This is a genomic window from Pantoea sp. y20 (assembly GCF_054903455.1).
In genome coordinates, this window is sequence record NZ_CM142816.1 from 797,078 (window position 1) to 822,499 (window position 25,422).

Consider the following 25,422-nt stretch of genomic DNA (forward strand, 5'->3'; position numbering starts at 1 on the left):
ATGTCTCAGGCAGCGATACGAGTACGCAATCGCGAACCTCAGGAGCGGACACGCTCCGGGCGCAGCAACGGTGCGCGACTGTTTGGCATGGTGTTCCTGCTGATTGTGTTGGGCATTATGGTGGCGGGTGGCCTCGTAGTGCTGAAGTGGATGAATGACGCGTCACGCTTGCCGTTATCGAAGCTGGTGGTGACCGGGCAAACCCACTACACCACGCATGATGATATTCGTCAGGCCATTTTATCGCTTGGCGCGCCGGGAACCTTCATGTCGCAGAATGTGGATATCATCCAGCAGCAGATTGAGCGTTTACCCTGGATTAAGCAGGTCAGTGTGCGCAAGCAGTGGCCTGATGAGCTGAAGATAAATCTGGTGGAGTATGTTCCGGTTGCACGCTGGAATGACTCACATATGGTGGACGCCGCTGGCGTCTCCTTCAGCGTTCCGGCCAGTCACGTTGGCAAAGAAACGTTGCCGATGTTGTACGGTCCGGAAGGCAGTGAAAACGAGGTGTTAGCCGGCTATCACACCATGAGTGATGTATTAAAGGCTAACAAGTTTACCCTGAAGGTCGCGTCGATGACGGCGCGGCGCTCGTGGCAATTAGTGACCAGTGACGATGTGCGCATCGAATTAGGTCGTAGCGATACCATGAAGCGTCTGAACCGTTTTATTGAGCTTTATCCGGATTTGCAGCAGCAGGGCCAGAGTCAGAACCAGCGCATCACGTACGTTGATTTGCGCTACGACTCGGGCGCCGCAGTCGGTTGGGCCGCTGCACCGATAGAGCCACAGGACAGTAATCAGCAACAGAACCAGGCACAGGCTAAACCACAATGATCAAGGCAACGGACAGAAAACTGGTAGTAGGACTCGAAATTGGCACCGCGAAGGTGTCCGCCCTGGTTGGGGAAATTCTGCCCGATGGTATGGTCAATATTATTGGGGTGGGCAGTTGCCCGTCTCGCGGCATGGATAAAGGCGGCGTAAACGATCTGGAATCGGTGGTGAAATGCGTACAGCGCGCCATCGATCAGGCTGAATTGATGGCGGACTGCCAGATTTCCTCGGTCTACCTTGCTTTATCGGGCAAACATATCAGTTGCCAGAACGAAATCGGGATGGTTCCGATTTCGGAAGAGGAAGTGACTCAGGATGATGTAGAGAACGTGGTGCATACGGCGAAATCCGTTCGCGTACGTGATGAGCATCGTATTCTGCATGTTATCCCGCAGGAATATGCCATCGATTATCAGGAAGGCATTAAGAATCCAGTGGGACTTTCTGGCGTACGTATGCAGGCGAAAGTACATTTGATCACGTGCCACAACGATATGGCAAAAAATATTGTCAAAGCCGTTGAACGTTGCGGCCTGAAAGTTGACCAACTGATTTTTGCCGGGTTGGCATCCAGTTTCTCCGTACTGACGGAAGATGAACGTGAGCTGGGCGTCTGTGTTGTTGATATCGGTGGCGGTACAATGGATATCGCTGTCTATACTGGCGGTGCACTGCGTCACACCAAAGTGATTCCGTATGCCGGGAACGTGGTAACCAGCGATATCGCTTACGCTTTTGGTACACCGCCCACCGACGCAGAAGCGATTAAAGTGCGTCACGGTTGTGCATTGGGCTCGATTGTCGGCAAAGACGAAAATGTTGAAGTGCCGAGCGTAGGTGGACGTCCACCACGTAGCCTGCAGCGTCAAACGCTGGCTGAAGTCATCGAGCCGCGTTACACCGAACTGTTGAATCTGGTCAACGACGAGATTCTGCAATTACAGGAGCAGCTGCGCCAGCAAGGCGTGAAACACCATCTGGCGGCCGGTATCGTGCTGACCGGTGGTGCGGCGCAGATTGAAGGTTTGGCAGCTTGCGCACAGCGCGTGTTTCACACGCAAGTGCGCATCGGACAGCCGCTTAACATCACCGGCCTGACGGACTATGCGCAGGAGCCGTATTACTCTACGGCGGTTGGTCTGCTGCATTACGGCAAAGAGTCACACATGAACGGTGACGCAGAAACGGAAAAACGTGCTTCAGTGGGCAACTGGTTCAAGCGAATCAACAGCTGGCTGAAGAAAGAGTTTTAATTTTTGAAAAAGGAGATCATGCTGGCAATGTTTATGATCTCCAGGCGACAGGCACATAACGGAGAGAAATCATGTTTGAACCTATGGAATTAACCAATGACGCGGTGATTAAAGTCATCGGCGTCGGCGGTGGCGGTGGCAACGCCGTAGAGCACATGGTACGCGAGCGTATCGAAGGTGTGGAATTCTTCGCTGTGAACACCGACGCGCAAGCGTTGCGTAAGACAGCGGTCGGCCAGACGATCCAGATCGGGACCAATATTACCAAAGGTCTTGGTGCAGGTGCGAACCCAGAAGTGGGCCGTAACTCTGCAGAAGAGGATCGCGAAGCACTGCGTGCTGCGCTGGATGGTGCAGACATGGTGTTCATCGCAGCTGGCATGGGCGGCGGTACCGGTACTGGTGCAGCGCCAGTTGTGGCTGAAGTGGCAAAAGATTTGGGTATCCTGACCGTTGCGGTGGTAACTAAACCGTTCAACTTTGAAGGCAAAAAGCGTATGGCTTTTGCTGAGCAAGGTATCGCTGAACTGTCTAAGCATGTCGATTCACTGATTACTATTCCAAACGACAAGCTGCTGAAAGTTCTGGGTCGCGGTATTTCTCTGTTGGATGCGTTCGGCGCAGCCAACGACGTATTGAAAGGCGCTGTACAGGGTATCGCTGAACTGATTACCCGTCCTGGCCTGATGAACGTTGACTTTGCGGACGTGCGTACCGTGATGTCAGAAATGGGTTACGCCATGATGGGTTCAGGCGTGGCATGTGGTGAAGATCGTGCGGAAGAAGCGGCAGAGATGGCTATCTCTTCTCCGCTGTTGGAAGACATCGATCTGTCCGGCGCGCGCGGCGTACTGGTCAACATTACTGCGGGCTTCGACCTGCGTCTTGATGAGTTTGAAACCGTGGGTAACACCATCCGCGCCTTCGCTTCTGACAACGCAACCGTGGTTATCGGTACTTCTCTGGATCCAGAGATGAACGACGAACTGCGTGTTACCGTAGTTGCAACCGGCATCGGCATGGATAAGCGTCCGGAAATCACGCTGGTGACCAACAAGCCGGCCACTCAGCCAGTGATGGATCATCGCTACCAGCAGCACGGCATGGCGCCGCTGCCGCAGGAGCAGAAACCGGCTGCGAAAGTGGTGAATGACCAACCGGCGGCATCCAGCAAAGAACCCGATTACCTTGATATTCCAGCCTTCTTGCGTAAGCAGGCTGATTAAGAATATCCCGAGAATTGGGATTCTCCGCTCTTTGTGCTAAAGTATTCGCCCGCTGGTAATTTATACTGGCGGTCGGACAGGTAATATTGCGAGATAAAGCGATGATCAAACAAAGGACATTAAAACGTATTGTTCAGGCGACTGGTGTCGGTTTACATACCGGCAAGAAAGTCACACTGACGTTACGCCCTGCGTCGGCTAACACCGGGGTCATCTATCGTCGCACTGACTTGAATCCACCGGTAGATTTCCCGGCTGATGCAAAATATGTGCGCGACACCATGCTGAGTACTTGCCTGGTGAACGATGAAGGCGTGCGTATTTCAACCGTTGAACACCTGAACGCCGCATTGGCGGGCTTGGGCATCGACAACATTATTGTTGAAGTTGATGCACCGGAAATCCCGATCATGGATGGCAGTGCCGCGCCTTTTGTCTATTTGCTGATGGACGCTGGCATCGAAGAGCTAAGCAGCGCGAAGAAATTCGTACTCGTTAAGCAAACGGTGCGTGTGGAAGATGGCGATAAGTGGGCCGAGATCAAGCCGTATAACGGTTTCTCACTCGACTTTACTATCGACTTCAAACATCCAGCAATCGACTCAAGCTCGCAGCGTTACCAGCTCAACTTCTCGGCTGAGAACTTTGTTCGCCAAATCAGCCGTGCGCGCACCTTTGGCTTTATGCGTGAAATCGAATATCTGCAGTCTAAAGGCCTGTGCCTGGGCGGTAGTTTAGATTGTGCGATTGGCCTTGATGATTTCCGCGTATTAAACGAAGACGGTCTGCGCTTTGAAGACGAATTTGTTCGTCATAAAATGCTCGATGCGATCGGCGACCTGTTCATGTGCGGCCATAATGTTATTGGCGCGTTTACCGCCTTTAAATCGGGCCATGCGTTGAACAACAAGTTGCTACAAGCGGTTCTGGCTAAGCAGGAAGCCTGGGAATGGGCGACCTTCGAAGATGAAGCTGAACTGCCACTGGCATTCAAAGCACCAAATTTAGTTCTGGCGTAAGTCAGACATTAAACGGCAGGTTTCGCTGACACCCTCTCCGGTCAGTTGAACCTGCCGTTTTTTATTGCCTCATTTTTATTCCTGCCAAGCCGATCTCAATTCGCTGTAGCAACTGGCGAAACCCTGTACAAAAAAACGTGAATTCCGCCGAAGCCCCTTTAATCACTGGTGTCGAAGCCCCACATAAGTGCTATCATCTGGCGCTCACATAAGCTGGGTAACGCAGATTTTTGCTACCGCTTTATTACTTTATTCAATGCATTGTGGACGGATTGTGATCGGGATTTTCTCACGCTGGCGACAATTAGGCAGACGCTATTTCTGGCCACATCTCCTGTTGGGGATGGTGGCGGCCAGTTTAGGTTTGCCTGCCTGTGCGCAAAGTTCTGAGCCGAAAGCAAATGATTCACCGATAAGCAGCCTGTTTGTCGGCAATGTTGTCCACTTTGACCATCTGATTCGTCTGCAGGAAAGCGCGCGTCGACCGAATTTCAACGTTGACTACTGGCACCAGCATGCGATTCGCACCGTTATTCGCCACCTTTCCTTTAGTATGACGCCGCCCGCTCAGGCGGAAGCCGATCAAGCTGTGCCGCTGGCGGCACAAAAGCTGGCGTTGATAGGTTCGCTTCAGGCGTTGCTGACTTCTCCGGCGCAATCGCTGACTGTGGTTGAGCCGCAACAAAACCTGCGTCACAACGAACCACAAATCCTTTCCTCTGCTGATTGGCAGGCTGCTATTCATGGCATCCGCGCCGGGCCTTTTATTGCTTAACTGCTAACGTTTTTTCCACATCCTGAATCAGATTTTGCAGCCCGTGAAATCACGGCTGAATTGAGAAAAATTTATCATGTTAATCAAATTATTAACTAAAGTATTCGGCAGCAGCAATGATCGCACTCTGCGCCGTATGCGCAAAATCGTCGACGTCATCAATAAGATGGAGCCGGATTTCGTAAAGCTCTCTGACGATGAACTGAAAGCGAAAACTGACCTGTTCCGTGAGCGCCTGAAAAAAGGCGAAAGCCTTGAAAGCCTGATTCCTGAGGCCTTTGCCACCGTACGTGAAGCAAGTAAGCGTGTCTTCGGTATGCGTCACTTTGATGTGCAGCTGATTGGCGGCATGGTGCTCAACGAACGTTGCATCGCAGAGATGCGCACCGGTGAAGGTAAAACCCTGACCGCGACCCTGCCCGCTTACCTGAACGCGCTGAGCGGCAAAGGCGTGCACGTTGTTACCGTCAATGACTATCTGGCGCAGCGTGATGCCGAAAATAACCGTGCACTGTTTGAATTCCTTGGCCTGACCATCGGCATTAACCTGCCAAACATGCCAGCCGTGGCGAAGCGTGCAGCTTATGCCGCTGACATCACCTACGGCACCAACAACGAATACGGCTTCGACTACCTGCGCGACAACATGGCGTTCAGTCCGGAAGAGCGCGTGCAGCGTAAATTGCATTACGCATTGGTGGATGAAGTCGACTCAATCCTGATCGATGAAGCACGTACGCCACTGATCATCTCTGGTCCGGCGGAAGACAGTTCTGAGCTTTATACCAAAGTTAACAAGATCATCCCGCATCTGGTGCGTCAGGAAAAAGAAGACTCTGAAACCTTCCAGGGCGAAGGCGATTTCTGGGTTGATGAAAAAGCGCGCCAGGCACACATGAGCGAGCGCGGCCTGGTAAAAGTTGAAGAGCTGCTGGTTAGCCAAAACATCATGGTAGAGGGCGAGTCACTCTACTCCCCGACCAACATCATGCTGATGCACCACGTTACTGCGGCGCTGCGTGCTCATGCACTCTTCACCCGCGATGTTGATTACATCGTTAAAGATGGCGAAGTGGTCATCGTTGATGAACACACCGGCCGTACCATGCAAGGTCGCCGCTGGTCAGATGGTCTGCATCAGGCGGTTGAAGCGAAAGAAGGTGTGGAAATCCAGAATGAAAACCAGACGCTGGCTTCCATTACCTTCCAGAACTACTTCCGTATCTACGAGAAACTGGCCGGTATGACCGGTACCGCAGATACCGAAGCATTCGAATTCAGCTCCATCTATAAACTCGACACGATCGTGGTGCCAACCAACCGTCCGATGGTGCGTAAAGATATGGCCGATCTGGTCTACATGACCGAGAAAGAGAAGATTGACGCCATTATCGAAGACATCCGTGCCTGCACTGCTAAAGGGCAGCCGGTGTTAGTGGGTACAATTTCGATTGAGAAATCTGAAGTCGTTTCCAATGAACTGACGCGCGCGGGCATTAAACACAGCGTACTGAATGCCAAATTCCATGCCAGCGAAGCGGATATCGTTGCTCAGGCGGGTCAGCCTGCAGCGGTTACTATCGCAACCAACATGGCCGGTCGTGGTACCGATATCGTGCTGGGCGGGAGCTGGCAGGCTGAACTCGCCGCAATGGACGAGCCAACCGAAGAGCAGATTCAGGCGATGAAAGAAGCGTGGAAACTGCGTCACGATGCGGTGCTGGCTGCAGGCGGTCTGCACATTATTGGTACTGAGCGTCACGAATCTCGCCGTATCGATAACCAGCTGCGTGGTCGTGCGGGTCGTCAGGGTGATGCCGGTTCTTCACGCTTCTACCTCTCGATGGAAGATGCATTGATGCGTATCTTCGCTTCAGATCGCGTATCGAACATGATGCGTAAACTGGGCATGAAGCCAGGCGAAGCAATCGAGCATCCATGGGTGACTAAAGCGATTGCCAACGCGCAGCGTAAAGTGGAGAGCCGCAACTTCGATATTCGTAAACAGCTGCTGGAATACGATGACGTTGCCAACGATCAGCGTCGCGCCATCTACAGCCAGCGTAACGAACTGCTGGATGTGTCTGATGTGTCTGAAACCATCAATAGCATCCGTGAAGATGTCTACAAAACTACCATTGATACCTACATTCCGCCGCAGTCACTGGAAGAGATGTGGGATGTTGCCGGCCTGGAAGAGCGTCTGCGTAACGACTTCGATCTGAACTTGCCTATTGCTGAGTGGTTGGATAAAGAGCCCGATCTTCACGAAGAGACGCTGCGCGAACGTATCATGACCCACGCCGCGGAAAGCTATGCTGCTAAAGAAGAAGTGGTTGGCGAAGAGATGATGCGCAACTTTGAGAAAGGCGTGATGCTGCAAACGCTGGATTCGTTGTGGAAAGAGCATCTGGCAGCGATGGATTACCTGCGTCAGGGCATCCACCTGCGCGGTTATGCCCAGAAAGATCCGAAGCAGGAATACAAGCGTGAATCCTTCTCTATGTTTGCGGCGATGCTTGAATCACTGAAGTACGAAGTGATTAGCACCCTAAGCAAAGTTCAGGTACGCATGCCAGAAGAAGTGGAAGCGATGGAGCAGCAGCGCCGTGAAGAAGCGGAGCGTTTAGCGCAACAGCAGCAGCTGAGCCATGTTGATGATGCCACCGCAGCAGCCGAAGCGTTAGCCGCACAAGGCGGGGAGCGTAAAGTGGGCCGTAATGATCTCTGCCCATGTGGTTCCGGCAAAAAATACAAGCAGTGCCACGGCCGTCTGGCCTGATAAAAAAAGGAGCCTTCGGGCTCCTTTTTTTTGTTAACGATTTAGCGTGTTATCGCCATGAGTTTCTCTTCGTTTAGGCGCACGCCATGATACGGCAGCGTGACCAGTAAACCATCCGGTAAGCCAGCTCGCTTCAACAGCGCCCGGCTTTGGAACAGTAGCTGATGGTAATTGTTATCGCTTATGCTCGGATAGCTCTCATTCCAAACGGTGGCAATAATCTGTCGCTTCGAGGTAATCCGCAGCAACAGACAGGAGAAGAATCGTTTTTGCGCTTCATTCAACGAAATAACTTTGTGTTCAGGCCACCATGTTAAGGTGTTCTTTGCGCTGTCTAACGTCAGGATGTCATGAAATACCAGATGGCGTAGGGCATGTAATTGTTCCGGCGTATTTTGCGCCAGAAACGTTGTTTCTTTGAATTCCATAGGTAGTCGGGTTTAACAGAAGAAAGTGCTGCGAGTATTCCCAACATTCCCGGTTGCGATCCTTACGACATGTCTTAATCACTGGCTTTTGTAGGGCGTGGGACGTCACTTTCCGCTCAACGGTTAACATCACTCGATGTCTGATTTACACTCAGCGCTCATTTTATTAAAAAAGCGGAATCCAGCTTATGAAACACCTGCAGGTTGCGGTGGGCATCATTCGCAATACAGAACGTCAAATCTTCCTTGCCCAGCGTGCGGCAAGCTCCTATATGGCGAATAAGTGGGAGTTTCCCGGCGGAAAAATTGAACAAGATGAATCTGCCGAGCAGGCGCTCAAGCGTGAGCTGATGGAAGAAACCGGTATTGAAGTCACGTCGGCAAGCGCGATTGGTCAGGCCGATCACAGTTATGAAGATCTGCGCGTTACGCTGCATTTCTTCCTGGTTGAAGGCTGGAACGGCGAACCTTATGGTCGTGAAGGTCAGCCACAGCGTTGGGTCGAACAGCAGGATTTGGTCGCGGATGAATTTCCGCCTGCGAACCATGAATTGATCAGCCGATTAGTGGCTGGCGAGATTTAAGTGAAGGGGCGCTAAGCCCCTTACTTTTTACTGCTGTTCTTCGCTCCAGTCATCGCTGTCCATCTGGTCACCGCTGCTGGGAATACGTTTCTCTTCTGCTGCCCATTCACCTAAATCAATCAGCTGGCAACGTTTGCTGCAGAATGGCCGCCACGGGCTCAACTCATCCCAAATCACATCGCGACGACAATTGGGGCAAGGTACGGTAATTATCTCTTCCGGCATAACTTCCTCTAACAACAAGCTAATTCAAAATTCAGTCGGGCTGGTACTTCTCCGCGTTCGCTGTCTAATGGCAGGAAACGAATCGCATAACGGCTTTTGTGACCCGAGACCTGTGGGTACAGCGCGTCTTCCAGCGTTAATTGCAGGCGCAGTAAATCGGATCCTTCGGCGTTATCCTGATAAAAACCGTTGAGGCTGGTTTGATGACGAAATATGCCAGACTGGCGCACCAAATCGAGGATCATCGTCAAACTATTACGCAGCGGATTTAGTGATGCCAGCCAGCCATTCACCTGAACATCTCGCACTGCTTGCTCCTGATGCAGCCAGATGTGCAGGCTGGGTAGATCGAAACTGCAGCAGCCGCCGGGAATGCTCAAACGCTGACGTACCAGAGCAACCAGGCGATCTTCACGTAACTGTTGGCCCATGCGCGGTGCCGCCATGAGTTCGCTTGAGCATTGCTTCAGCTGCTGACGCAGATCATTCACGCGCAGTTCATCAATGCCTGGCACATCCAGCCAGGCGCGTAATTTTTGTTGCTGGCGCTCCAGTTCTTTTAACAATTCAGTGCGCATATCTCCGCGCTCAAAAATATCCAGTAAATCGCTAAGAATACGGAAAACGCCGAGTGCTGATACCGAACCGTTAACCGGCACCGTTTCATGCAGCTGATCAATCAGATATTCGACGCGCAGCCAGGTGCGCATCTTCTCATTCAATGGGTGTTCAAACAGAACAATTGTGCTCATGATGTTAATCCTTTCCGGTTGCTGCCAGGCGTAGATAGCGCTGGTGAAGCTCAGCAACGCGCGGTAGCACCTGTTCAGGCGTACCACTGTTATCAATGATGTCATCCGCACAGGCCCGACGCTGTTCGCGACTAGCCTGTGCGGCAAGAATATTTTTCGCCTGACTTAGCGAAATACCATCTCGCTGTTGGGTGCGTTGCAACTGCGTGGCGGTATCCACATCCACGACCAACACGCGATCGGCCTGATGCTGTAAGCCGTTTTCGACCAACAGCGGCACCACCCAAAGCACATAAGGTGAGGTGGCCAATAATTTTAATTGTTGCGTGCGGGCGTTGATGAGTGGATGAAGCAGCTGATTGAGCCAGTTTTTCTCTTGTGGCTGTTGGAAAATAATTTCACGAAGCCGCGCACGATAGAGCGTGCCTTCTGCCGTCAAAATGGTATCTCCATGACGCTGAGCAATCGCCTTTAGGGCAGGCGTTCCGGGCTCAACAACTTCTCTGGCAATGACGTCAGCGTCAATAATATCAACGCCTAGCGCTGCGAAAGCGTTGGCAATAGTGGTTTTACCACTGCCAATGCCGCCGGTGAGCGCAACGGTATAAGGCATAGCGTTCTCGCAAAATTTATATCGTGAGCGGCGATTAACCACAGCAAGATGAGAGCATGATCACAATCAATTTTCTCAGCTAAATTTAAGGGATTGTAGCCTAAATAAAGTGAAATTCGCAGTCTTGTCGCGGAACGAATGGCGCGTATGATAACGACACTGGAGCCGTGAGCGCTACCCGAACCGCGGTTCGTCGTCACTAACCAGGATAATCAGCTATGCGCATTGAAGAAGATCTAAAACTGGGCTTTAAAGATGTTTTGATCCGCCCAAAACGTTCCACTTTGAAAAGCCGTTCCGAGGTTGAGCTGGAACGCACCTTCACCTTTAAACACTCAGGCTTGAACTGGAGTGGCATACCGATTATTGCCGCCAACATGGATACCGTCGGTACTTTCACGATGGCTGAAGCCCTGGCGAGTTTTAACGTACTGACCGCAGTGCATAAACATTACAGCGTGCAAGAGTGGCAGGCATTTGTACAACGCGTGCCAGCGGCGGTGCTGAGTCATGTGATGGTCTCATCTGGTACATCAGAATCAGATTTCACGAAGTTATCCGCCATTCTGGCGTTATCATCGCAGCTCAACTTTATCTGCATCGACGTTGCTAACGGCTACTCTGAGCACTTCGTTCAGTTCCTGCTGCGCGTGCGTGAAAGCTTCCCAGGTAAAACCATCTGCGCAGGCAACGTGGTTACCGGTGAAATGGTGGAAGAGCTGATTTTGTCTGGCGCAGATATCGTCAAAGTGGGTATTGGCCCCGGCTCAGTGTGCACTACACGCGTGAAGACCGGCGTTGGTTATCCTCAGCTTTCTGCCGTTATCGAGTGCGCAGATGCGGCACACGGTTTAGGCGGACAGATCGTCAGCGACGGCGGCTGCTCGGTTCCAGGTGACATTGCCAAAGCTTTCGGGGGCGGTGCAGATTTCACCATGCTCGGCGGCATGCTTGCGGCACATGACGAGTGTGAAGGAACCATCGTCGAAGAACAGGGTGAGAAATTTATGCTGTTCTACGGCATGAGCTCCGAATCGGCGATGAAACGCCACGTTGGCGGTGTTGCGCAATACCGTGCGGCGGAAGGCAAAACCGTGCGGTTGCCTGTGCGCGGCCCGGTTGAGGAGACGGTTAAAGATATCCTCGGCGGTTTACGTTCGGCCTGTACCTACGTCGGTGCTGAACGATTGAAAGAGCTGACGAAACGCACTACCTTTATCCGCGTCGCTGAACAAGAGAACCGCGTGTTCACTCGCTGATCTCTGCCAACGGGCGCGCATCGAGCGTGCCCGTCATCGAATGGCATCACCAAGACCAAATACCGGCAGATACATTGCAATCACTAAAGTGCCAACTATCCCGCCGATTACCACCATCATCATCGGTTCCAGCGATGCCGCCAGAGCATCAGCGCGCGCTAATGTTTGCGCCTCATGCCACTCCGCCAGCCGTGCCAGCATCACATCTAATGCACCCGCTTCTTCACCCACTCGGATGAGTTGGGCACAAAGAGGTGTAAACAGCAGATGCTGTTGCAGCGCCTGATGCAGCGGCGCACCCGCAGCAATGTGTTGCTGCAACTGAACGATGGCATCGCGCCACAATCGCGATACCAAGGTCACTTCAACCGCCTGCAGGCTTTGCAACAAGGTCAAACCGGATTGTTGTGTAAGTTGCAGGATGGCGTATATCTGGCTGAGCTGCCCGCCGCGCCACAGCGAAGATAACAGTGGCATGCGCAGTAACCATTGATGTACGCGCTTTTGCCACGGTACCGAACGTCGATAAGTCTGCTGCACAATCATCAGTAATACGGCACCTACCAGCGACAGCGGCAGCGCGGCCTTCTGCAGCAGTTCTGACAGCGACATCACTGCAGCAGTAAAAGCGGGCAGCGGCGCATCAAAACTGGCATAGACAGAGACAAATTCTGGCAAAACAAACAGCAGCATGCCAGCACTGACCGCGAGCGCTACCAGCAAGATAAACAGGGGATAGCGCAGCGCCTTCACCACTTTTTGCCGTAAGTATTGCTGCTTGCTTTGCTGCTGCGCCAGTTGGCGACAGCACTCGTCTAGTTGGCCGGTTAATTCACCCACTTGCATCAAAGCGGGAAACAGCGGGGGAAAGATTTGCGGCCACTCCTGCAAGGCTTGCGAGAAGGGCTCACCGGCGATGACGCGGCGCTGCAATCCTTTCAGTAATACCCTCCAACCGGCATGAGGATGGCCTTCTGCCAGCAGAATCAGACTTTCCGCCAGAGGTAAGCCGGCCTTCAGCAGCGTCGCCAGTTGCCGCACCAAATCGATTTTTTGCTGCCACTTCCAGTCGCGCGAACGCCAGCATTTTCCACGCTGCCAGTTTACTGGCAGCATGCCGCGATCGGAGAGTTGATTGAGCAACGCATCCTGGCTGGCATTAAGTGATTCGCCCTCCTGCAGCACGCCCATGGTATCAAGAGCCTGCCAGCGGAAATGATAGAGATTAGCCATCGCCCAGTCCCACCACGCGCTGCATCTCTTCGAAAGAAGTATCGCCGCGACTTACTGCTTCCAGCCCCGCAGCTAGCAATGTTTTCATTCCCTGTTCATTTGCCAGCATTAACAGATGTTCCAGCGGCATATCTGCCGAGATAGCATTCTGCAATTTGCTGGTTAGCGGCAAGACTTCAAACAGCGCCAGCCGCCCGTAATAGCCGGAGAAGCAGTGATCACAGCCCGGCGCTCGCCAGGTTTGCAGCGTGCCCGGCCAGAGTTCGCCCGGCAGATGGGCAATAGCTTGTCCCGGCTGACGGCAATGCACGCACAAGCGTCTGACCAGACGCTGCGCCACCACCAACTGCAAAGCGGGGCCCAGCAGATAACCGGGAATATCCATCTGGCGCAGGCGCGTCAGGGTTTCAGCAGTCGAGTTAGTATGCAGTGTGGAAAGCACCAGATGGCCGGTCTGTGCTGCTTTAACGGCGATGCTGGCCGTTTCGGCATCACGGATTTCCCCCACCATAATCACATCGGGATCCTGGCGCAGTAGTGCGCGCAGCACACGATTGAAATCGAGCCCGCTACGCGGCTGGATCTGCGTTTGATTAATACCATCCAGCGGGATCTCAACCGGATCTTCCACGCTACAAACGTTCTTCTCTGGCACATTAAGCGCGCTTAACCCGCTATAGAGCGTGAAGGTTTTACCGCTGCCGGTCGGTCCGGTGACCAGAATCAAACCCTGCGGTTTCGCTAGCGCGTTTTTCAGTAAACGCAGCTGTGCTGCAGGCATGCCGAGTTTATCGAGGGTGATGGCGCTGTTTTCACTTTGTAGCAGCCGCACCACGGCTTTTTCGCCCTGGCTTACCGGTAGCGTTGAGAGACGAAACGCCGCCAGTTTGTCCTCTATTTCCAGCGTAAACTGTCCGTCCTGCGGCAGACGCCGTTCGGCGATATCCAATCCTCCGAGAATTTTCAGGCGCGCCAGAATCGCAGCGGGTTGTGCTTCAGAAGGCTGCGGTAGTTTGTGCAACACGCCATCGATGCGCAGACGCACCCGCAGTCCATGGCGCTGCGGTTCAAAATGCACATCTGAGGCGCGCCGCTGAATGGCCTGGCGCAAAATCTGATCGACCGCGTTAATCGCTGACTCAGCGCTGGCCTGTTCACGTGGTGCTGCAGCGACATCCGGCTCGTGCAGCAACTGCTCAAGCCGTGCCGCAGGCCAGCACTCGACCTCCACCTTGCACTGGCTGGCGAACTGTAGCGCTTCCAGCAGCAGCGGATCGGGTGTGTCGGCTACCGCTACGCGCAGTAGCGTGGCGTCATGGTGCAGAATCACCGCCTGATAACGGGCGCACAACGTGTGCAGCGCACTATTAGGTTTGTCCATCAGTTGGCATCCTTGTCGGCAAAGCGAAACTGCTCGAGGCAGCTATCGCGCAGGCTGCTGTTATCGCTGGTACAAGTGCGTTGCCAGCTCAACGTGCCATCCGTTGCGCTCCAAATCGGCAGCATTTCAACCGTTAATCCGCTGAGACTTTCCTGGCCGGTCAGGTTGATGGTTCCGTTGACCACGCTCAGCGTTGCCACATAGCGCGAACCTTTGGCCACCGGAATGCCGCGTTCTCCTGCCTGACACTGCGCCGGTCCGCCGCGCTCAATGGCACAGAGTTCTACTGCTGTTTTGTACGGCACCATGGTTTGCAGCATGTCGGTGAGCGCTGCGCGTTGCAGGTAGTTTTGATAAGCCGGTAAACCGATGGCGCTGAGAATGGCGACGATGCCAATCACAATCATTAATTCGATAAGGGTAAAACCGCGTTGTCTGTCCATAGTGAGGCTCCTTGTTGTGGAGCCGCTACGGTAGAAAAGGGCGAGGGAAAGCGGAAGTCATGGCTGCGCGAGGCTGGAAAGCATCGCGCAGAGAATCGTCAGATTTACAGCGGAGATAACAGCATTTTGGAAGCCAGCTCGCATATCTGCCGCACTAACACGCGGCAGAACGGGGCATTAAAGCTCGCGGAAACGCATCGACAGATCCAGCGCGCGCACATGTTTGGTCAGCGCGCCGACAGAGACATAATCAACGCCGGTCTGGGCAATTTGTGGCAGCGTGGTTTCGGTTACGTTGCCAGAGACTTCCAGCAGCGCGCGTTTGTGGGTTAGCGCAACCGCTGCATGCATCATCTCAAGGCTAAAGTTGTCGAGCATGATGATGTCCGCTCCGGCATCGATGGCATCCTGCAGTTCCGTCAGCGATTCAACTTCAACTTCTACCGGCACATCCGGCGACAGCCACAGCGCTTTTTCTACGGCGTTACGCACCGAGCCGCTGGCGATAATGTGGTTTTCTTTTATCAGGAAAGCATCCGAAAGGCCTAAACGGTGGTTATTACCGCCACCGCACAACACCGCATATTTCAGCGCGGTACGCAGGCCTGGCAAGGTCTTGCGTGTATCAAGCAACTGGGTTTCGCTGCCCGCCAGCAGGGCGACATAACGGCTAACCTCGGTGGCCACGCCAGAGAGCGTCTGCACGAAGTTGAGTGCGGTGCGTTCTGCGGTTAACAGCAGGCGCGCCGGGCCGGTAAGCTCGAACAGCAGCTGATCGGCAACCAGCGCTTGTCCATCTTCTACATGCCAGTTAAGAGTGACTTTATTACCGAGCTGGATAAAGACTTCCTCTACCCAGCGTTTACCACAAAAAACACCGGCTTCACGGGTGATGACTTTTGCCACCGCCTGCTTTTCTGCTGGCAGCAGCAACGCGGTGATATCGCGATCCGCATCCACTTCGCCACCTAAATCCTCCTGAAGCGCCCGGGCAACGGCTTCCGGGATATCCTGTTCTATACGTTTAATCAGTTCCTGACGGCGATGATCGGGATCGTAACGACGCGTTGCCATGGTTTTGCCCCTCCACAAGACGAATTTCGTGCGCTCACCTTAGCCTGATCTATCGACCATTGCCAGTTGCTGGCGGTGAAATGTTTAGTATCCTGAACTCGGCTGCGTCGGCGCATTAAGTCGCAAGTCTGCTGGATGAAACATGTTATTCTCAGCCTGATTTTGCTTAGGATTTAACAGCATGAAACTGGAAGAGGGCTGGATTACCAGCGCGCGTAAAGTACCTTCACCACACTTCAATCAGCGTCCAAATGATGAAGTGCCCTCGCTGTTGGTGATTCACAACATCAGTTTACCGCCCGGTGAGTTTGGCGGGCCGTGGATCGATCGCTTATTTACCGGCACGTTGCCTGCCGATGCGCATCCCTATTTTGCGGACATCGCCCATTTACGCGTGGCGGCGCATTGTTTAATCCGTCGCGACGGCGAGCTGGTGCAATACGTCTCTTTCGATCAGCGCGCCTGGCACGCCGGCGTGTCGCAGTTTGAAGGACGTGAAAGCTGCAACGATTTTTCCATGGGCATTGAACTGGAAGGCACTGATACGCTGCCCTATACCGATGCCCAGTACGTGACTTTGCAGCAGGTGACTCAACTCCTGCTGCAGCACTATCCGTTGACGCCTGCGCGCATCACCGGCCATAGCGATATCGCACCAGAGCGGAAAACCGATCCCGGTTCCTCTTTTGACTGGTTGCGCTATAAAGAATCCATCAGGCAGGAGAATCCCTGAGACAGCAGGAGCGGGTATGACGTTGTTTAGCTTGTTATTAGTTTTAGGTTGGGAACGCCTGTTTAAGTTGGGTGAGCATTGGCAACTGGACCATCGGCTGGAGCCGCTGTTTCGTGGCCGCCAGCGTTTTTCCCTGCTGCGCACGCTGATGATGACAGTGATAGCGATGCTGATCGTCTGGCTGGTGGTGTGGAGCCTGAAAGGCATCTTGTTTGGCGTGGCGCAACTGCTGTTCTGGATTTTGGTGGGATTGCTGTGTATTGGCGCGGGTTCGGTGCGACTGCACTATCACAGCTATCTCAAAGCCGCGAGCCATGACGATGAAGCGGCGCATCAGGCGATGGCGGCTGAACTGACGCTGATTCACGGCGTGCCGGTTGAGTGCAGCGAGCGCGAGTTCCTGCGTGAACTGCAGAACGCGCTGATTTGGATTAACTTCCGCTTCTATCTTGCACCGCTGTTCTGGTTTGTGGTCGGTGGACCTTACGGCCCGGTGCTGCTGGTGGGTTATGCGTTTCTGCGCGCCTGGCAGAGCTGGCTGGCGAAGCATCAGACGCCGCTGGCGCGCTCGCAGTCTGGCGTTGATCGTCTGCTGCACGTTTTGGACTGGATCCCCGTGCGTTTGGCCGGCGTGGCTTACGCGCTGCTCGGCCACGGCGAACGTGCGCTGCCAGCGTGGTTTGCCGCGCTGGGCGATCTGCATCGCCCGCAATATCAGGTGCTGACCAGCCTGGCGCAGTTCTCGCTGGCGCGCGATCCGCACATGGATAAAGTCGAAACGCCACGTGTTGCAGTGGCGTTGGCGAAACGTATTTCTCTGGTGCTGGTGGTGGTGGTCGCGCTGTTGACGATCTACGGCACGCTGGTGTGATCGGCTGGCGGCACGCCAAAATCCGGTGTGCCGTCTTCACGCCAGTCGAAATATTTCAAGCGCGTATGGCGATTCGGATCCCACAGCGGATCGCCCTCAATTTCGGTGTAATTGCGCGCGTGATACACCAGCACCGCTCTTCCCGCTTCATCCACCGTAAAGCTGTTGTGTCCCGGTCCGTATTGCTGATTATCCCAGCTGGTGGCAAATACCGGCCGCGCGGATTTACGCCAGGCGTTGATGTTGAGCGGATCGGCTAACACATCAATGCTTAATATCCCCAGACAGTAATTTTCATCGGTCGCGCTGGCGGAATAGGTGACAAACAGCTGGTCGCCATGCTGAATCACCGCCGGTCCTTCGTTGACGCTGAATCCCGCGCACTCCCATTCATACTCCGGTCGGCTCAGCATCAGCGGGGCGCTTTTTAGCGTCCACGGATTGAGCAACTCGGCGAGATACAGGTTAGAGTTTCCGGGAATCGCCGGATCTTTTTGCGCCCACAGATACCAGTGTTTACCTTGATGGTGGAAGTAGGTGGCGTCCAGTGAGAAGGAGTCGATGGGCGTATGTACGCGGCGGCAGGGCTGCCAGTTACCGCTCAGCGGATCGGCATCATTACACACCAGCGCATACATGCGGTGCTGGAACAGGCCATCTTTTATCGCCCGCGTCGGTGCGGCAGCGAAATAGATCACCCATTGCCCGTTGATGTGATGCAGTTCTGGCGCCCAGATCAGCGCGCTAAAGGGGCCGGTATCCGGTTTGTGCCACACCGTTACCGCTTCTGCCTCAATCAGGCCAGCCAGCGTTGAGGCATAGCGAATCTCCAGTCGGTCATATTCCGGCACCGAGGCGATAAAATAGTAGCCATCGGCATGGCGCAGAATAAAAGGATCGGCGCGTTGCGTAATAAAAGGATTGGGCCAGCTCATTTGATCTCTCCGGGTTGCGCAGTCGCAGAGGACGCGATAGGGGATTCGTGGTGTGAATGGGCACGGCGCAGCGCCAGATCGGCCTGAATCGTACGCATTAAGTTGCGATCCACTTTCATTAAACGCACCACGCCGGCGGTGATCAGATATCCCACGCCCGGAATGACCGTGAACAGCAGCATGATGCCGTTAATCGCGTTGGGGGTCTGCTGTTTTGCGCCGGCATCGTAGCCATAAATCGACAGCAGGAAACCGACCATCGCCCCCGCCACCGCCAGCCCCACTTTGAGGAAGAACAGGTTGCCGGAGAAGCTCATACCAGTGATGCGTTTGCCGGTTTTCCATTCGCCGTAATCATCCACGTCGGCCATCAGCGACCAGTGCAGCGGCGAGGGAATCTGGTGCAGGATATTCAGCAGGAAGTAGGCGATGACCACCGCGACGGTGGCGTGCGGATCAATCCAGTAGAAGCCGCAGGAGAACAGCGCCAGCGCGATGTTGGTCCAGAAGAACACCTTGAGCTTGCACCAGCGATCGGTGAGGATTTTTGCCAGTGTGCTGCCGAACATCATGCCGATGACGCCCAGGCTGATAAACAGCGTGGCAAAGTGCGTTGATTGCCCCATCACCCAAGTGACGTAGTACATGGTGGCGGCCATGCGGATAAAACCGGGGCAGACGTTGCAGAAGGTCAGCAGCAGAATGCGCACCCACTGATCGTTTTTCCACACGTCGCGCAAGTCTTGTTTCAAATCATCGTTGCTTGGCGTGGCCGGGCGAATGCGTTCACGCACATTGGCAAAACAGAACAGGAACATCGCCAAACCGATCAGCGCCAGCACGCCCATGGCCATTTGATAACCGCGCGCTTTGTTGTCGCCGCCAAACCATTCGGCCATCGGCAACAGCGAAAGTGAGAGGATCAGCGTGGCAATGCCCACCATCACAAAGCGATAGGACTGACATGACACGCGCTCACCCGGATCGTTGGTGATCACACCGCCCAGCGAGCAGTAAGGGATGTTGATGGCGGTGTAAGTGAGTGACATCAGGAAGTAAGTGACAAACGCCCAGATAACCTTGTTGTCGTAGCTCCACTCCGGCGTGGTGAACATCAGCACGCTAAACAGCACGTAAGGCACGGAAACCCACAGCAGCCACGGACGGAAGCGGCCCCAGCGACTTTGCGTACGATCGGCAATGGCGCCCATGATCGGATCGGTTACCGCATCAAGTACGCGTACCGACAGTAATAGCGTACCGACCAGCGCCGGGGCTAAACCAAACACATCAGTGTAGAAATAATTGAGGAACAGCATGATGGCACCGCCAATCATGTTGCATCCGGCATCGCCCATGCCATATCCCAGTTTCTCTCTGAACGAGAGGGCTGCTCCTTTCATTGATCGTCTCCAGCGATATGATGAGCAGGAATTATCTGTGCAAAATCAGTAATCTGCTGGGGAGCAAATGGTCGGGTAGATGGACAAAACGCGCGGGCGGGGAAAAGTGTGAGCCAGATCAGAAGTGCTGCCCGGCATCAGCGTGCCGGGCAGGGAACAACATTACGCTTTCTGTAGTTTGTTCTTGATGGTGTAACCGATAGCCAGAATCACCAGCCATACCGGAATCAACCATACCGATATCGCCATGCCTGGCGTCATCAGCATAATGACCAACACACCGGCGAGGAACACCAGGCAAATCCAGTTACCCAGCGGATAGAGCACCGCTTTGAAGCGCGTGGTGACACCTTGCTGATCTTTCTTTTTACGGAATTTCAGATGCGCGAGGCTGATCATCGCCCAGTTGATCACCAGTGCGGAAACCACCAGCGCCATCAGCAGGCCAAAGGCTTCGCCTGGCATCAGGTAGTTGATCAGTACACACAGCAGGGTCGCCACGGCTGAGACCAGAATGGTGGCGACCGGCACGCCGCGACTGTCCACTTTCAGCAATGCTTTCGGCGCGTTACCCTGTTGCGCCAGGCCGAACAGCATGCGGCTGTTGCAGTAAACGCAGCTGTTGTAGACCGACAGCGCCGCCGTCAGGATTACCACGTTCAGCGCGTTGGCCACAAAGGCATCGCCCAGCTCATGAAAAATCAGCACGAACGGGCTGGTATCCGCCGTCACGCGCGTCCACGGCAGCAGCGAAAGCAGCACCGCCAGTGAGCCAATATAGAAAATCAGAATACGCCACAACACCTGATTGGTGGCTTTCGGGATGCTCTCTTGTGGATTGTCGGCTTCTGCGGCAGTGATGCCCACCAGCTCCAGACCACCAAACGAGAACATAATGATTGCCATCATCATCACCAATCCGGTCATGCCGTGCGGCAGGAAGCCGCCCTGATCCCACAGGTTGCTGACGCTCGCCTGCGGGCCTCCGTTGCCGCTAAACAGCAACCAGCCACCGAACAGAATCATGCCGATGACCGCGACCACTTTGATAATCGCGAACCAGAACTCCATCTCACCGAACACTTTGACGTTGGTCAGGTTAATGGCGTTGATCAATACAAAGAAGATGGCGGCGGTGGCCCAGGTAGGAAAATCCGGCCACCAAAATTGTACGTACTTGCCCACAGCGGTGAGTTCGGCCATGGCAACCAGCACATACAGCACCCAATAGTTCCAGCCCGAGGCGAAACCGGCGAAGTTGCCCCAATATTTGTAGGCGAAGTGACTGAAGCTGCCGGCAACCGGCTCTTCAACCACCATCTCGCCGAGTTGGCGCATGATCAGAAAGGCAATAAAACCGGCAATCGCATATCCCAGAATCACGGCCGGACCGGCCGATTGAATCACTGATGCGCTACCCAGAAACAGGCCAGTACCTACGGCTCCGCCCAGCGCAATCAGCTGAATATGGCGATTCTTTAAGCCGCGGTGCAGCGTGTCGCCATGCTGTTGTTCCATACAAACCTCGTGATGTTGTTATTGTGCACCTGCAGTGCGCGCACTGTAAGGCTGTTTACCTTAATGTATTCTTTTCTTTACGGTATCTGGCGTGCTGTGTGCATGCATGAGCTACCACGGCGTTCAGAATAGTGATAAGCGCGTCAGTTTGCACCTGCTTTTGCTTTTTGTGCTGAGAGATGACTGAAAAAGCAGCAGCATCCTCTGCGCGCCCGTCGCAGTATTTCTGCCATGAAAAAAGGGTGAACACGAATAGGTTTCCCTTATGGTTGGGCCGTTTTCTGGGCGCTAACTCAGTGTAAGGTTAGGTAAAAGTGCAATTCATTAACATTTGCTGCGTGCGGGTGATTTCTCGCTTGATGCCGGTAGGTTAGCGCACCAGCGCTACGATCCTCCCCTGAAGTGTGACCGCACCCATATAGACACAAGGTGAATACTTTGTTACTTTACCGGCACCATTTTTCAATTGGTATTACCAATTTACTCCGGACGTTTGGCTGATAAGAAGGGAAGATGGCCTACAGTAAAATTCGCCAACCCAAGCTCTCCGATGCGATTGAGCAACAGCTGGAATCCCTCATTATGGAAGGGACGCTCCAGCCGGGTGAAAAACTGCTCCCCGAGCGTGAACTGGCGAAACAGTTTGATGTCTCACGTCCATCCTTGCGCGAAGCGATTCAGAGCCTGGAAGCTAAAGGCCTGCTGCTACGTCGTCAGGGCGGCGGCACCTTCGTCCAAAAAAATCTCTGGCAAAGCCTGAGCGACCCGCTGGTCGGTCTGCTTGCCGAACATCCAGAATCTCAGTTTGACCTGCTGGAAACCCGCCATGCGCTGGAAGGCGTGGCTGCCTATTACGCGGCACTGCGTGGCACCGATGAAGATTTGCAGCGCATCCGCGACTGCCATGTTCATATTCAGCAGGCACAGGACAGCGGCGATCTCGACGCCGAAGCGGATGCAGTGATGAAGTATCAGATCGCTGTCACAGAAGCCGCCCACAATGTGGTGTTGCTGCATCTGCTGCGTTCCATGGGCCCTATGCTGGAACAAAACGTCCGTCAGAATTTTGAATTGCTCTACGCTCGTCGGGAAATGCTGGCGAAAGTGAGCGGTCACCGCGCCAGTATCTACGAGGCGATTGTGGCTCGTGAGCCAGAACAAGCACGCGAGGCATCTCATCGTCACCTGGCGTTCATTGAGGAAATCTTGCTGGATAGAAGTCGGGAGCAGAGTCGTCGTGAACGCTCCCTGCGTCGTTTACAGCAACGTAAGGAATAACGCACGGCAACGAACGTGCGGAAAACACGACGGGCCTGTCTTCTTGTGCTGTGAACCAGAAGCAAAGCACAAGAAGACAGGCTCCTGATAATTTCAACGTATTAGACACAGATAAGGAATACACCCCATGTCAGAACGTTTACAGAATGACGTGGATCCGATCGAAACTCGTGATTGGCTACAAGCGATCGAATCGGTCATCCGTGAAGAAGGTGTTGAGCGCGCGCAGTATCTGATTGATCAGGTAATGAGTGCAGCACGCAAAGGTGGCGTGAAAGTTGCCGCAGGTTCCTCTGCAATCAGCAACTACATTAACTCTATTGCTGTTGAAGATGAGCCGGACTATCCGGGCAACACCTCTCTTGAACGTCGTATCCGTTCCGCAATTCGTTGGAACGCCATCATGTCGGTGCTGCGTGCGTCGAAGAAAGATCTGGAGTTGGGTGGCCATATGTCCTCCTTCCAGTCTTCCGCGACCATTTATGAAGTGTGCTTTAACCACTTCTTCCGCGCGCGTAGCGACAAAGACGGCGGCGATCTGGTTTTCTTCCAGGGTCACATTTCTCCAGGTATCTACGCCCGCGCCTTCCTTGAAGGTCGTCTGAGCGAAGACCAAATGAATAACTTCCGTCAGGAAGTGCAGGGCAAAGGTCTCTCTTCTTACCCGCACCCGAAACTGATGCCGGACTTCTGGCAGTTCCCAACCGTATCAATGGGCTTGGGTCCGTTGAACGCGATCTATCAGGCGAAATTCCTGAAGTATCTGGAACACCGCGGTCTGAAAGACACCTCAGCACAAACCGTTTACGCCTTCCTCGGTGATGGCGAGATGGATGAGCCGGAATCCAAAGGTGCGATCACCATCGCCACCCGCGAGAAGCTGGACAACCTGGTGTTCATCATCAACTGTAACCTGCAGCGTCTGGACGGCCCGGTCACCGGTAACGGTAAGATCATCAACGAGTTGGAAGGCATCTTTGCCGGTGCTGGCTGGAACGTGATCAAAGTGATTTGGGGCGGTCGTTGGGATGAACTGCTGCGTCAGGACACCAGCGGCAAGCTGATTCAGCTGATGAACGAAACCGTTGATGGCGATTATCAGACCTTCAAATCCCGTAACGGCGCGTACGTACGTGAGCACTTCTTCGGTAAATATCCGGAAACCGCAGCTCTGGTGAAAGACTGGTCAGACGAAGAGATCTTCGCGCTGAACCGCGGCGGCCACGATCCGAAGAAAGTCTACGCTGCACTGAAAAAAGCGCAGGAAACCAAAGGTCAGCCAACGCTGATTCTGGCCCATACCATCAAAGGTTATGGCATGGGTGACACTGCTGAAGGTAAAAACATCGCGCACCAGGTTAAGAAGATGAACATGGATGGCGTTCGCTACATCCGCGATCGCTTCAATGTGCCGGTTGCCGATGACAAAATCGAAGAGCTGCCATACGTCACCTTCGAAAAAGGCTCTGAAGAGTACAACTATCTGCACGGTCAGCGTGAGAAGTTGGGCGGCTACCTGCCAACGCGTCAGGCGGAGTTCAGCGAGAAGCTGGAAATGCCAACGCTGGAAGAGTTCCGTCCACTGCTGGAAGAGCAGAATAAAGAGATCTCCACCACCATCGCCTTCGTGCGTGCATTGAACGTGATGCTGAAGAACAAGTCGATCAAAGATCGTCTGGTTCCAATCCTTGCCGACGAAGCCCGTACCTTCGGTATGGAAGGTCTGTTCCGTCAGATTGGTATCTACAGCCCGAACGGTCAGCAGTACACCCCGCAGGACCGCGAGCAGGTTGCGTACTATAAAGAAGACGAGAAAGGCCAGATTCTGCAGGAAGGGATCAACGAGCTGGGCGCAGGTTCATCCTGGCTGGCGGCGGCTACCTCTTACAGCACCAACAACCTGCCGATGATTCCGTTCTACATCTATTACTCGATGTTCGGCTTCCAGCGCATCGGCGATCTGATGTGGCTGGCCGGCGATATGCAGGCACGCGGCTTCCTGGTGGGCGGTACTTCAGGTCGTACTACGCTGAACGGCGAAGGCTTGCAGCACGAAGATGGTCACAGCCACATTCAGTCGCTGACTATCCCGAACTGTATCTCTTACGATCCGTCTTACGCGTACGAAATCGCGGTCATCATGCAAGATGGCCTGGTGCGTATGTACGGCGAAGCGCAGGAAAACATCTACTACTACATCACCACGCTGAACGAAAACTACCACATGCCTGCGATGCCGCAGGGTGCGGAAGAGGGTATCCGTAAGGGTATCTACAAGCTGGAAACCGTAGAAGGTAGCAAAGGCAAAGTGCAGCTGCTGGGTTCAGGTTCAATTCTGCGTCACGTGCGTGAAGCCGCGCAGATCCTGGCGAAAGATTACGGCATCGCTTCTGACGTCTACAGCGTAACCTCGTTCACCGAGCTGGCGCGTGATGGTCAGGATTGTGAGCGCTGGAACATGCTGCACCCAACCGATGAGCCGCGCGTACCTTACATCGCGCAAGTGATGAACGAAGCACCGGCCGTCGCATCGACCGACTACATGAAGCTGTTCGCAGAACAGGTTCGCAGCTACGTGCCTTCCAGCGATTATCGCGTGTTGGGTACCGATGGCTTCGGTCGTTCTGACAGCCGTGAAAACCTGCGTCACCACTTCGAAGTGGATGCATCGTATGTGGTTGTGGCTGCGCTGGGTGAGCTGGCTAAACGCGGTGAAATCGATAAGAAAGTGGTGGCTGAAGCCATCACCAAATTCAATATCGACGCCGATAAAGTTAACCCGCGTCTGGCATAAGAG

General features: G+C 53.9%; 23 protein-coding genes. 12 read left to right on the top strand and 11 right to left on the bottom strand.

The window, feature by feature from the left end; genetic code table 11:
• The 6 genes from ftsQ (at position 1) to secA (ending at position 7,895) form a co-directional block, all read left to right on the top strand.
• On the top strand, positions 1–840 hold the full coding sequence (gene ftsQ / locus ACYAC5_RS03565) for a cell division protein FtsQ (RefSeq protein WP_101762111.1): 840 nt from the start codon (positions 1–3) through the stop codon (positions 838–840).
• Positions 837–2,093: a cell division protein FtsA gene (gene ftsA, locus ACYAC5_RS03570; RefSeq protein WP_007888634.1), complete on the top strand. Its 1,257-nt coding sequence runs from the start codon at positions 837–839 to the stop codon at positions 2,091–2,093. Before ftsQ ends, ftsA begins: the two co-directional genes overlap by 4 nt.
• Before the next feature lie 71 nt (positions 2,094–2,164).
• On the top strand, positions 2,165–3,319 hold the full coding sequence (ftsZ, locus tag ACYAC5_RS03575) for a cell division protein FtsZ (protein ID WP_008108602.1): 1,155 nt from the start codon (positions 2,165–2,167) through the stop codon (positions 3,317–3,319).
• Positions 3,320–3,420: 101 nt separating this feature from the next.
• Positions 3,421–4,338 carry a UDP-3-O-acyl-N-acetylglucosamine deacetylase gene (gene lpxC, locus ACYAC5_RS03580; protein WP_312464515.1) on the top strand — a complete coding sequence of 306 codons (918 nt, stop codon included), beginning with the start codon at positions 3,421–3,423 and terminating at the stop codon, positions 4,336–4,338.
• Positions 4,339–4,612: 274 nt separating this feature from the next.
• Positions 4,613–5,113 (top strand): secA translation cis-regulator SecM, encoded by a 501-nt coding sequence (gene secM, locus ACYAC5_RS03585; protein ID WP_338064763.1) that lies wholly within the window; start codon positions 4,613–4,615, stop codon positions 5,111–5,113.
• Positions 5,114–5,189: 76 nt separating this feature from the next.
• A complete protein-coding gene (gene secA, locus ACYAC5_RS03590; protein WP_101762109.1) occupies positions 5,190–7,895 on the top strand; it encodes a preprotein translocase subunit SecA in 2,706 nt (901 codons plus the stop codon).
• 41 nt (positions 7,896–7,936) lie between these two features.
• Here secA and ACYAC5_RS03595 read toward each other — a convergent pair whose 3' ends face one another.
• Positions 7,937–8,323, bottom strand: a complete 387-nt coding sequence (locus ACYAC5_RS03595) for a winged helix-turn-helix domain-containing protein (protein ID WP_110867527.1) — start codon at positions 8,321–8,323, stop codon at positions 7,937–7,939.
• Positions 8,324–8,511: 188 nt separating this feature from the next.
• Here ACYAC5_RS03595 and mutT point away from each other — a divergent pair, with 188 nt between their 5' ends.
• Positions 8,512–8,907 carry an 8-oxo-dGTP diphosphatase MutT gene (gene mutT / locus ACYAC5_RS03600; protein ID WP_101762107.1) on the top strand — a complete coding sequence of 132 codons (396 nt, stop codon included), beginning with the start codon at positions 8,512–8,514 and terminating at the stop codon, positions 8,905–8,907.
• A 27-nt stretch (positions 8,908–8,934) separates the two neighbouring features.
• On the opposite strand, the gene yacG is transcribed toward mutT, so the two are convergent.
• From yacG to coaE, 3 genes are read right to left on the bottom strand one after another with little or no spacing between them, the layout of a single operon-like run.
• Positions 8,935–9,132, bottom strand: coding sequence for a DNA gyrase inhibitor YacG (yacG, locus tag ACYAC5_RS03605; protein WP_061718119.1), 198 nt, complete (start codon positions 9,130–9,132; stop codon positions 8,935–8,937).
• Between the two features lie 8 nt (positions 9,133–9,140).
• Complete coding sequence (gene zapD, locus ACYAC5_RS03610) at positions 9,141–9,884, bottom strand: cell division protein ZapD (RefSeq protein WP_101762106.1); 744 nt, start codon at positions 9,882–9,884, stop codon at positions 9,141–9,143.
• Positions 9,885–9,888: 4 nt separating this feature from the next.
• Positions 9,889–10,497, bottom strand: coding sequence for a dephospho-CoA kinase (coaE, locus tag ACYAC5_RS03615; protein WP_101762105.1), 609 nt, complete (start codon positions 10,495–10,497; stop codon positions 9,889–9,891).
• Between the two features lie 218 nt (positions 10,498–10,715).
• Here coaE and ACYAC5_RS03620 point away from each other — a divergent pair, with 218 nt between their 5' ends.
• A complete protein-coding gene (locus ACYAC5_RS03620; RefSeq protein WP_110867529.1) occupies positions 10,716–11,756 on the top strand; it encodes a GMP reductase in 1,041 nt (346 codons plus the stop codon).
• A gap of 33 nt (positions 11,757–11,789) precedes the next feature.
• Here the strand turns inward: ACYAC5_RS03620 and hofC are convergent, their stop codons facing one another.
• The 4 genes from hofC to nadC form a co-directional block, all read right to left on the bottom strand.
• Positions 11,790–12,989: a protein transport protein HofC gene (gene hofC / locus ACYAC5_RS03625; protein WP_277974523.1), complete on the bottom strand. Its 1,200-nt coding sequence runs from the start codon at positions 12,987–12,989 to the stop codon at positions 11,790–11,792.
• A complete protein-coding gene (gene gspE, locus ACYAC5_RS03630) occupies positions 12,982–14,370 on the bottom strand; it encodes a type II secretion system protein GspE (protein ID WP_192412387.1) in 1,389 nt (462 codons plus the stop codon). The genes hofC and gspE overlap by 8 nt, the downstream gene beginning before the upstream one ends.
• A complete protein-coding gene (ppdD, locus tag ACYAC5_RS03635) occupies positions 14,370–14,813 on the bottom strand; it encodes a prepilin peptidase-dependent pilin (protein WP_101762101.1) in 444 nt (147 codons plus the stop codon). The genes gspE and ppdD overlap by 1 nt, the downstream gene beginning before the upstream one ends.
• A gap of 177 nt (positions 14,814–14,990) precedes the next feature.
• Positions 14,991–15,887, bottom strand: coding sequence for a carboxylating nicotinate-nucleotide diphosphorylase (gene nadC / locus ACYAC5_RS03640; protein WP_192412385.1), 897 nt, complete (start codon positions 15,885–15,887; stop codon positions 14,991–14,993).
• Between the two features lie 181 nt (positions 15,888–16,068).
• On the opposite strand from nadC, the gene ampD reads away from it, so the two are divergent.
• Both ampD and ampE read left to right on the top strand, forming a co-directional pair.
• A complete protein-coding gene (gene ampD / locus ACYAC5_RS03645; RefSeq protein WP_192412383.1) occupies positions 16,069–16,620 on the top strand; it encodes a 1,6-anhydro-N-acetylmuramyl-L-alanine amidase AmpD in 552 nt (183 codons plus the stop codon).
• Between the two features lie 16 nt (positions 16,621–16,636).
• Complete coding sequence (ampE, locus tag ACYAC5_RS03650; RefSeq protein ID WP_192235712.1) at positions 16,637–17,491, top strand: beta-lactamase regulator AmpE; 855 nt, start codon at positions 16,637–16,639, stop codon at positions 17,489–17,491.
• Here ampE and ACYAC5_RS03655 read toward each other — a convergent pair.
• The 3 genes from ACYAC5_RS03655 to aroP all read right to left on the bottom strand — a co-directional run bounded on the left by ACYAC5_RS03655 (position 17,473) and on the right by aroP (position 21,347).
• Positions 17,473–18,426 carry a glycoside hydrolase family 43 protein gene (locus tag ACYAC5_RS03655; RefSeq protein WP_101762097.1) on the bottom strand — a complete coding sequence of 318 codons (954 nt, stop codon included), beginning with the start codon at positions 18,424–18,426 and terminating at the stop codon, positions 17,473–17,475. The genes ampE and ACYAC5_RS03655 overlap by 19 nt on opposite strands.
• Entirely contained in the window at positions 18,423–19,829 is a 1,407-nt protein-coding gene (locus ACYAC5_RS03660) for a glycoside-pentoside-hexuronide (GPH):cation symporter (protein ID WP_192412382.1), read from the bottom strand. The genes ACYAC5_RS03655 and ACYAC5_RS03660 overlap by 4 nt, the downstream gene beginning before the upstream one ends.
• 162 nt (positions 19,830–19,991) lie before the next feature.
• Positions 19,992–21,347, bottom strand: coding sequence for an aromatic amino acid transporter AroP (gene aroP / locus ACYAC5_RS03665; protein ID WP_110867537.1), 1,356 nt, complete (start codon positions 21,345–21,347; stop codon positions 19,992–19,994).
• 513 nt (positions 21,348–21,860) lie between these two features.
• Between aroP and pdhR the strand changes: the two genes are divergently transcribed.
• Together pdhR and aceE are read left to right on the top strand one after the other, a co-directional pair.
• Positions 21,861–22,625, top strand: coding sequence for a pyruvate dehydrogenase complex transcriptional repressor PdhR (pdhR, locus tag ACYAC5_RS03670; protein ID WP_008108566.1), 765 nt, complete (start codon positions 21,861–21,863; stop codon positions 22,623–22,625).
• Between the two features lie 127 nt (positions 22,626–22,752).
• Complete coding sequence (gene aceE / locus ACYAC5_RS03675) at positions 22,753–25,419, top strand: pyruvate dehydrogenase (acetyl-transferring), homodimeric type (RefSeq protein ID WP_101762093.1); 2,667 nt, start codon at positions 22,753–22,755, stop codon at positions 25,417–25,419.
• Positions 25,420–25,422 lie beyond the last annotated feature (3 nt).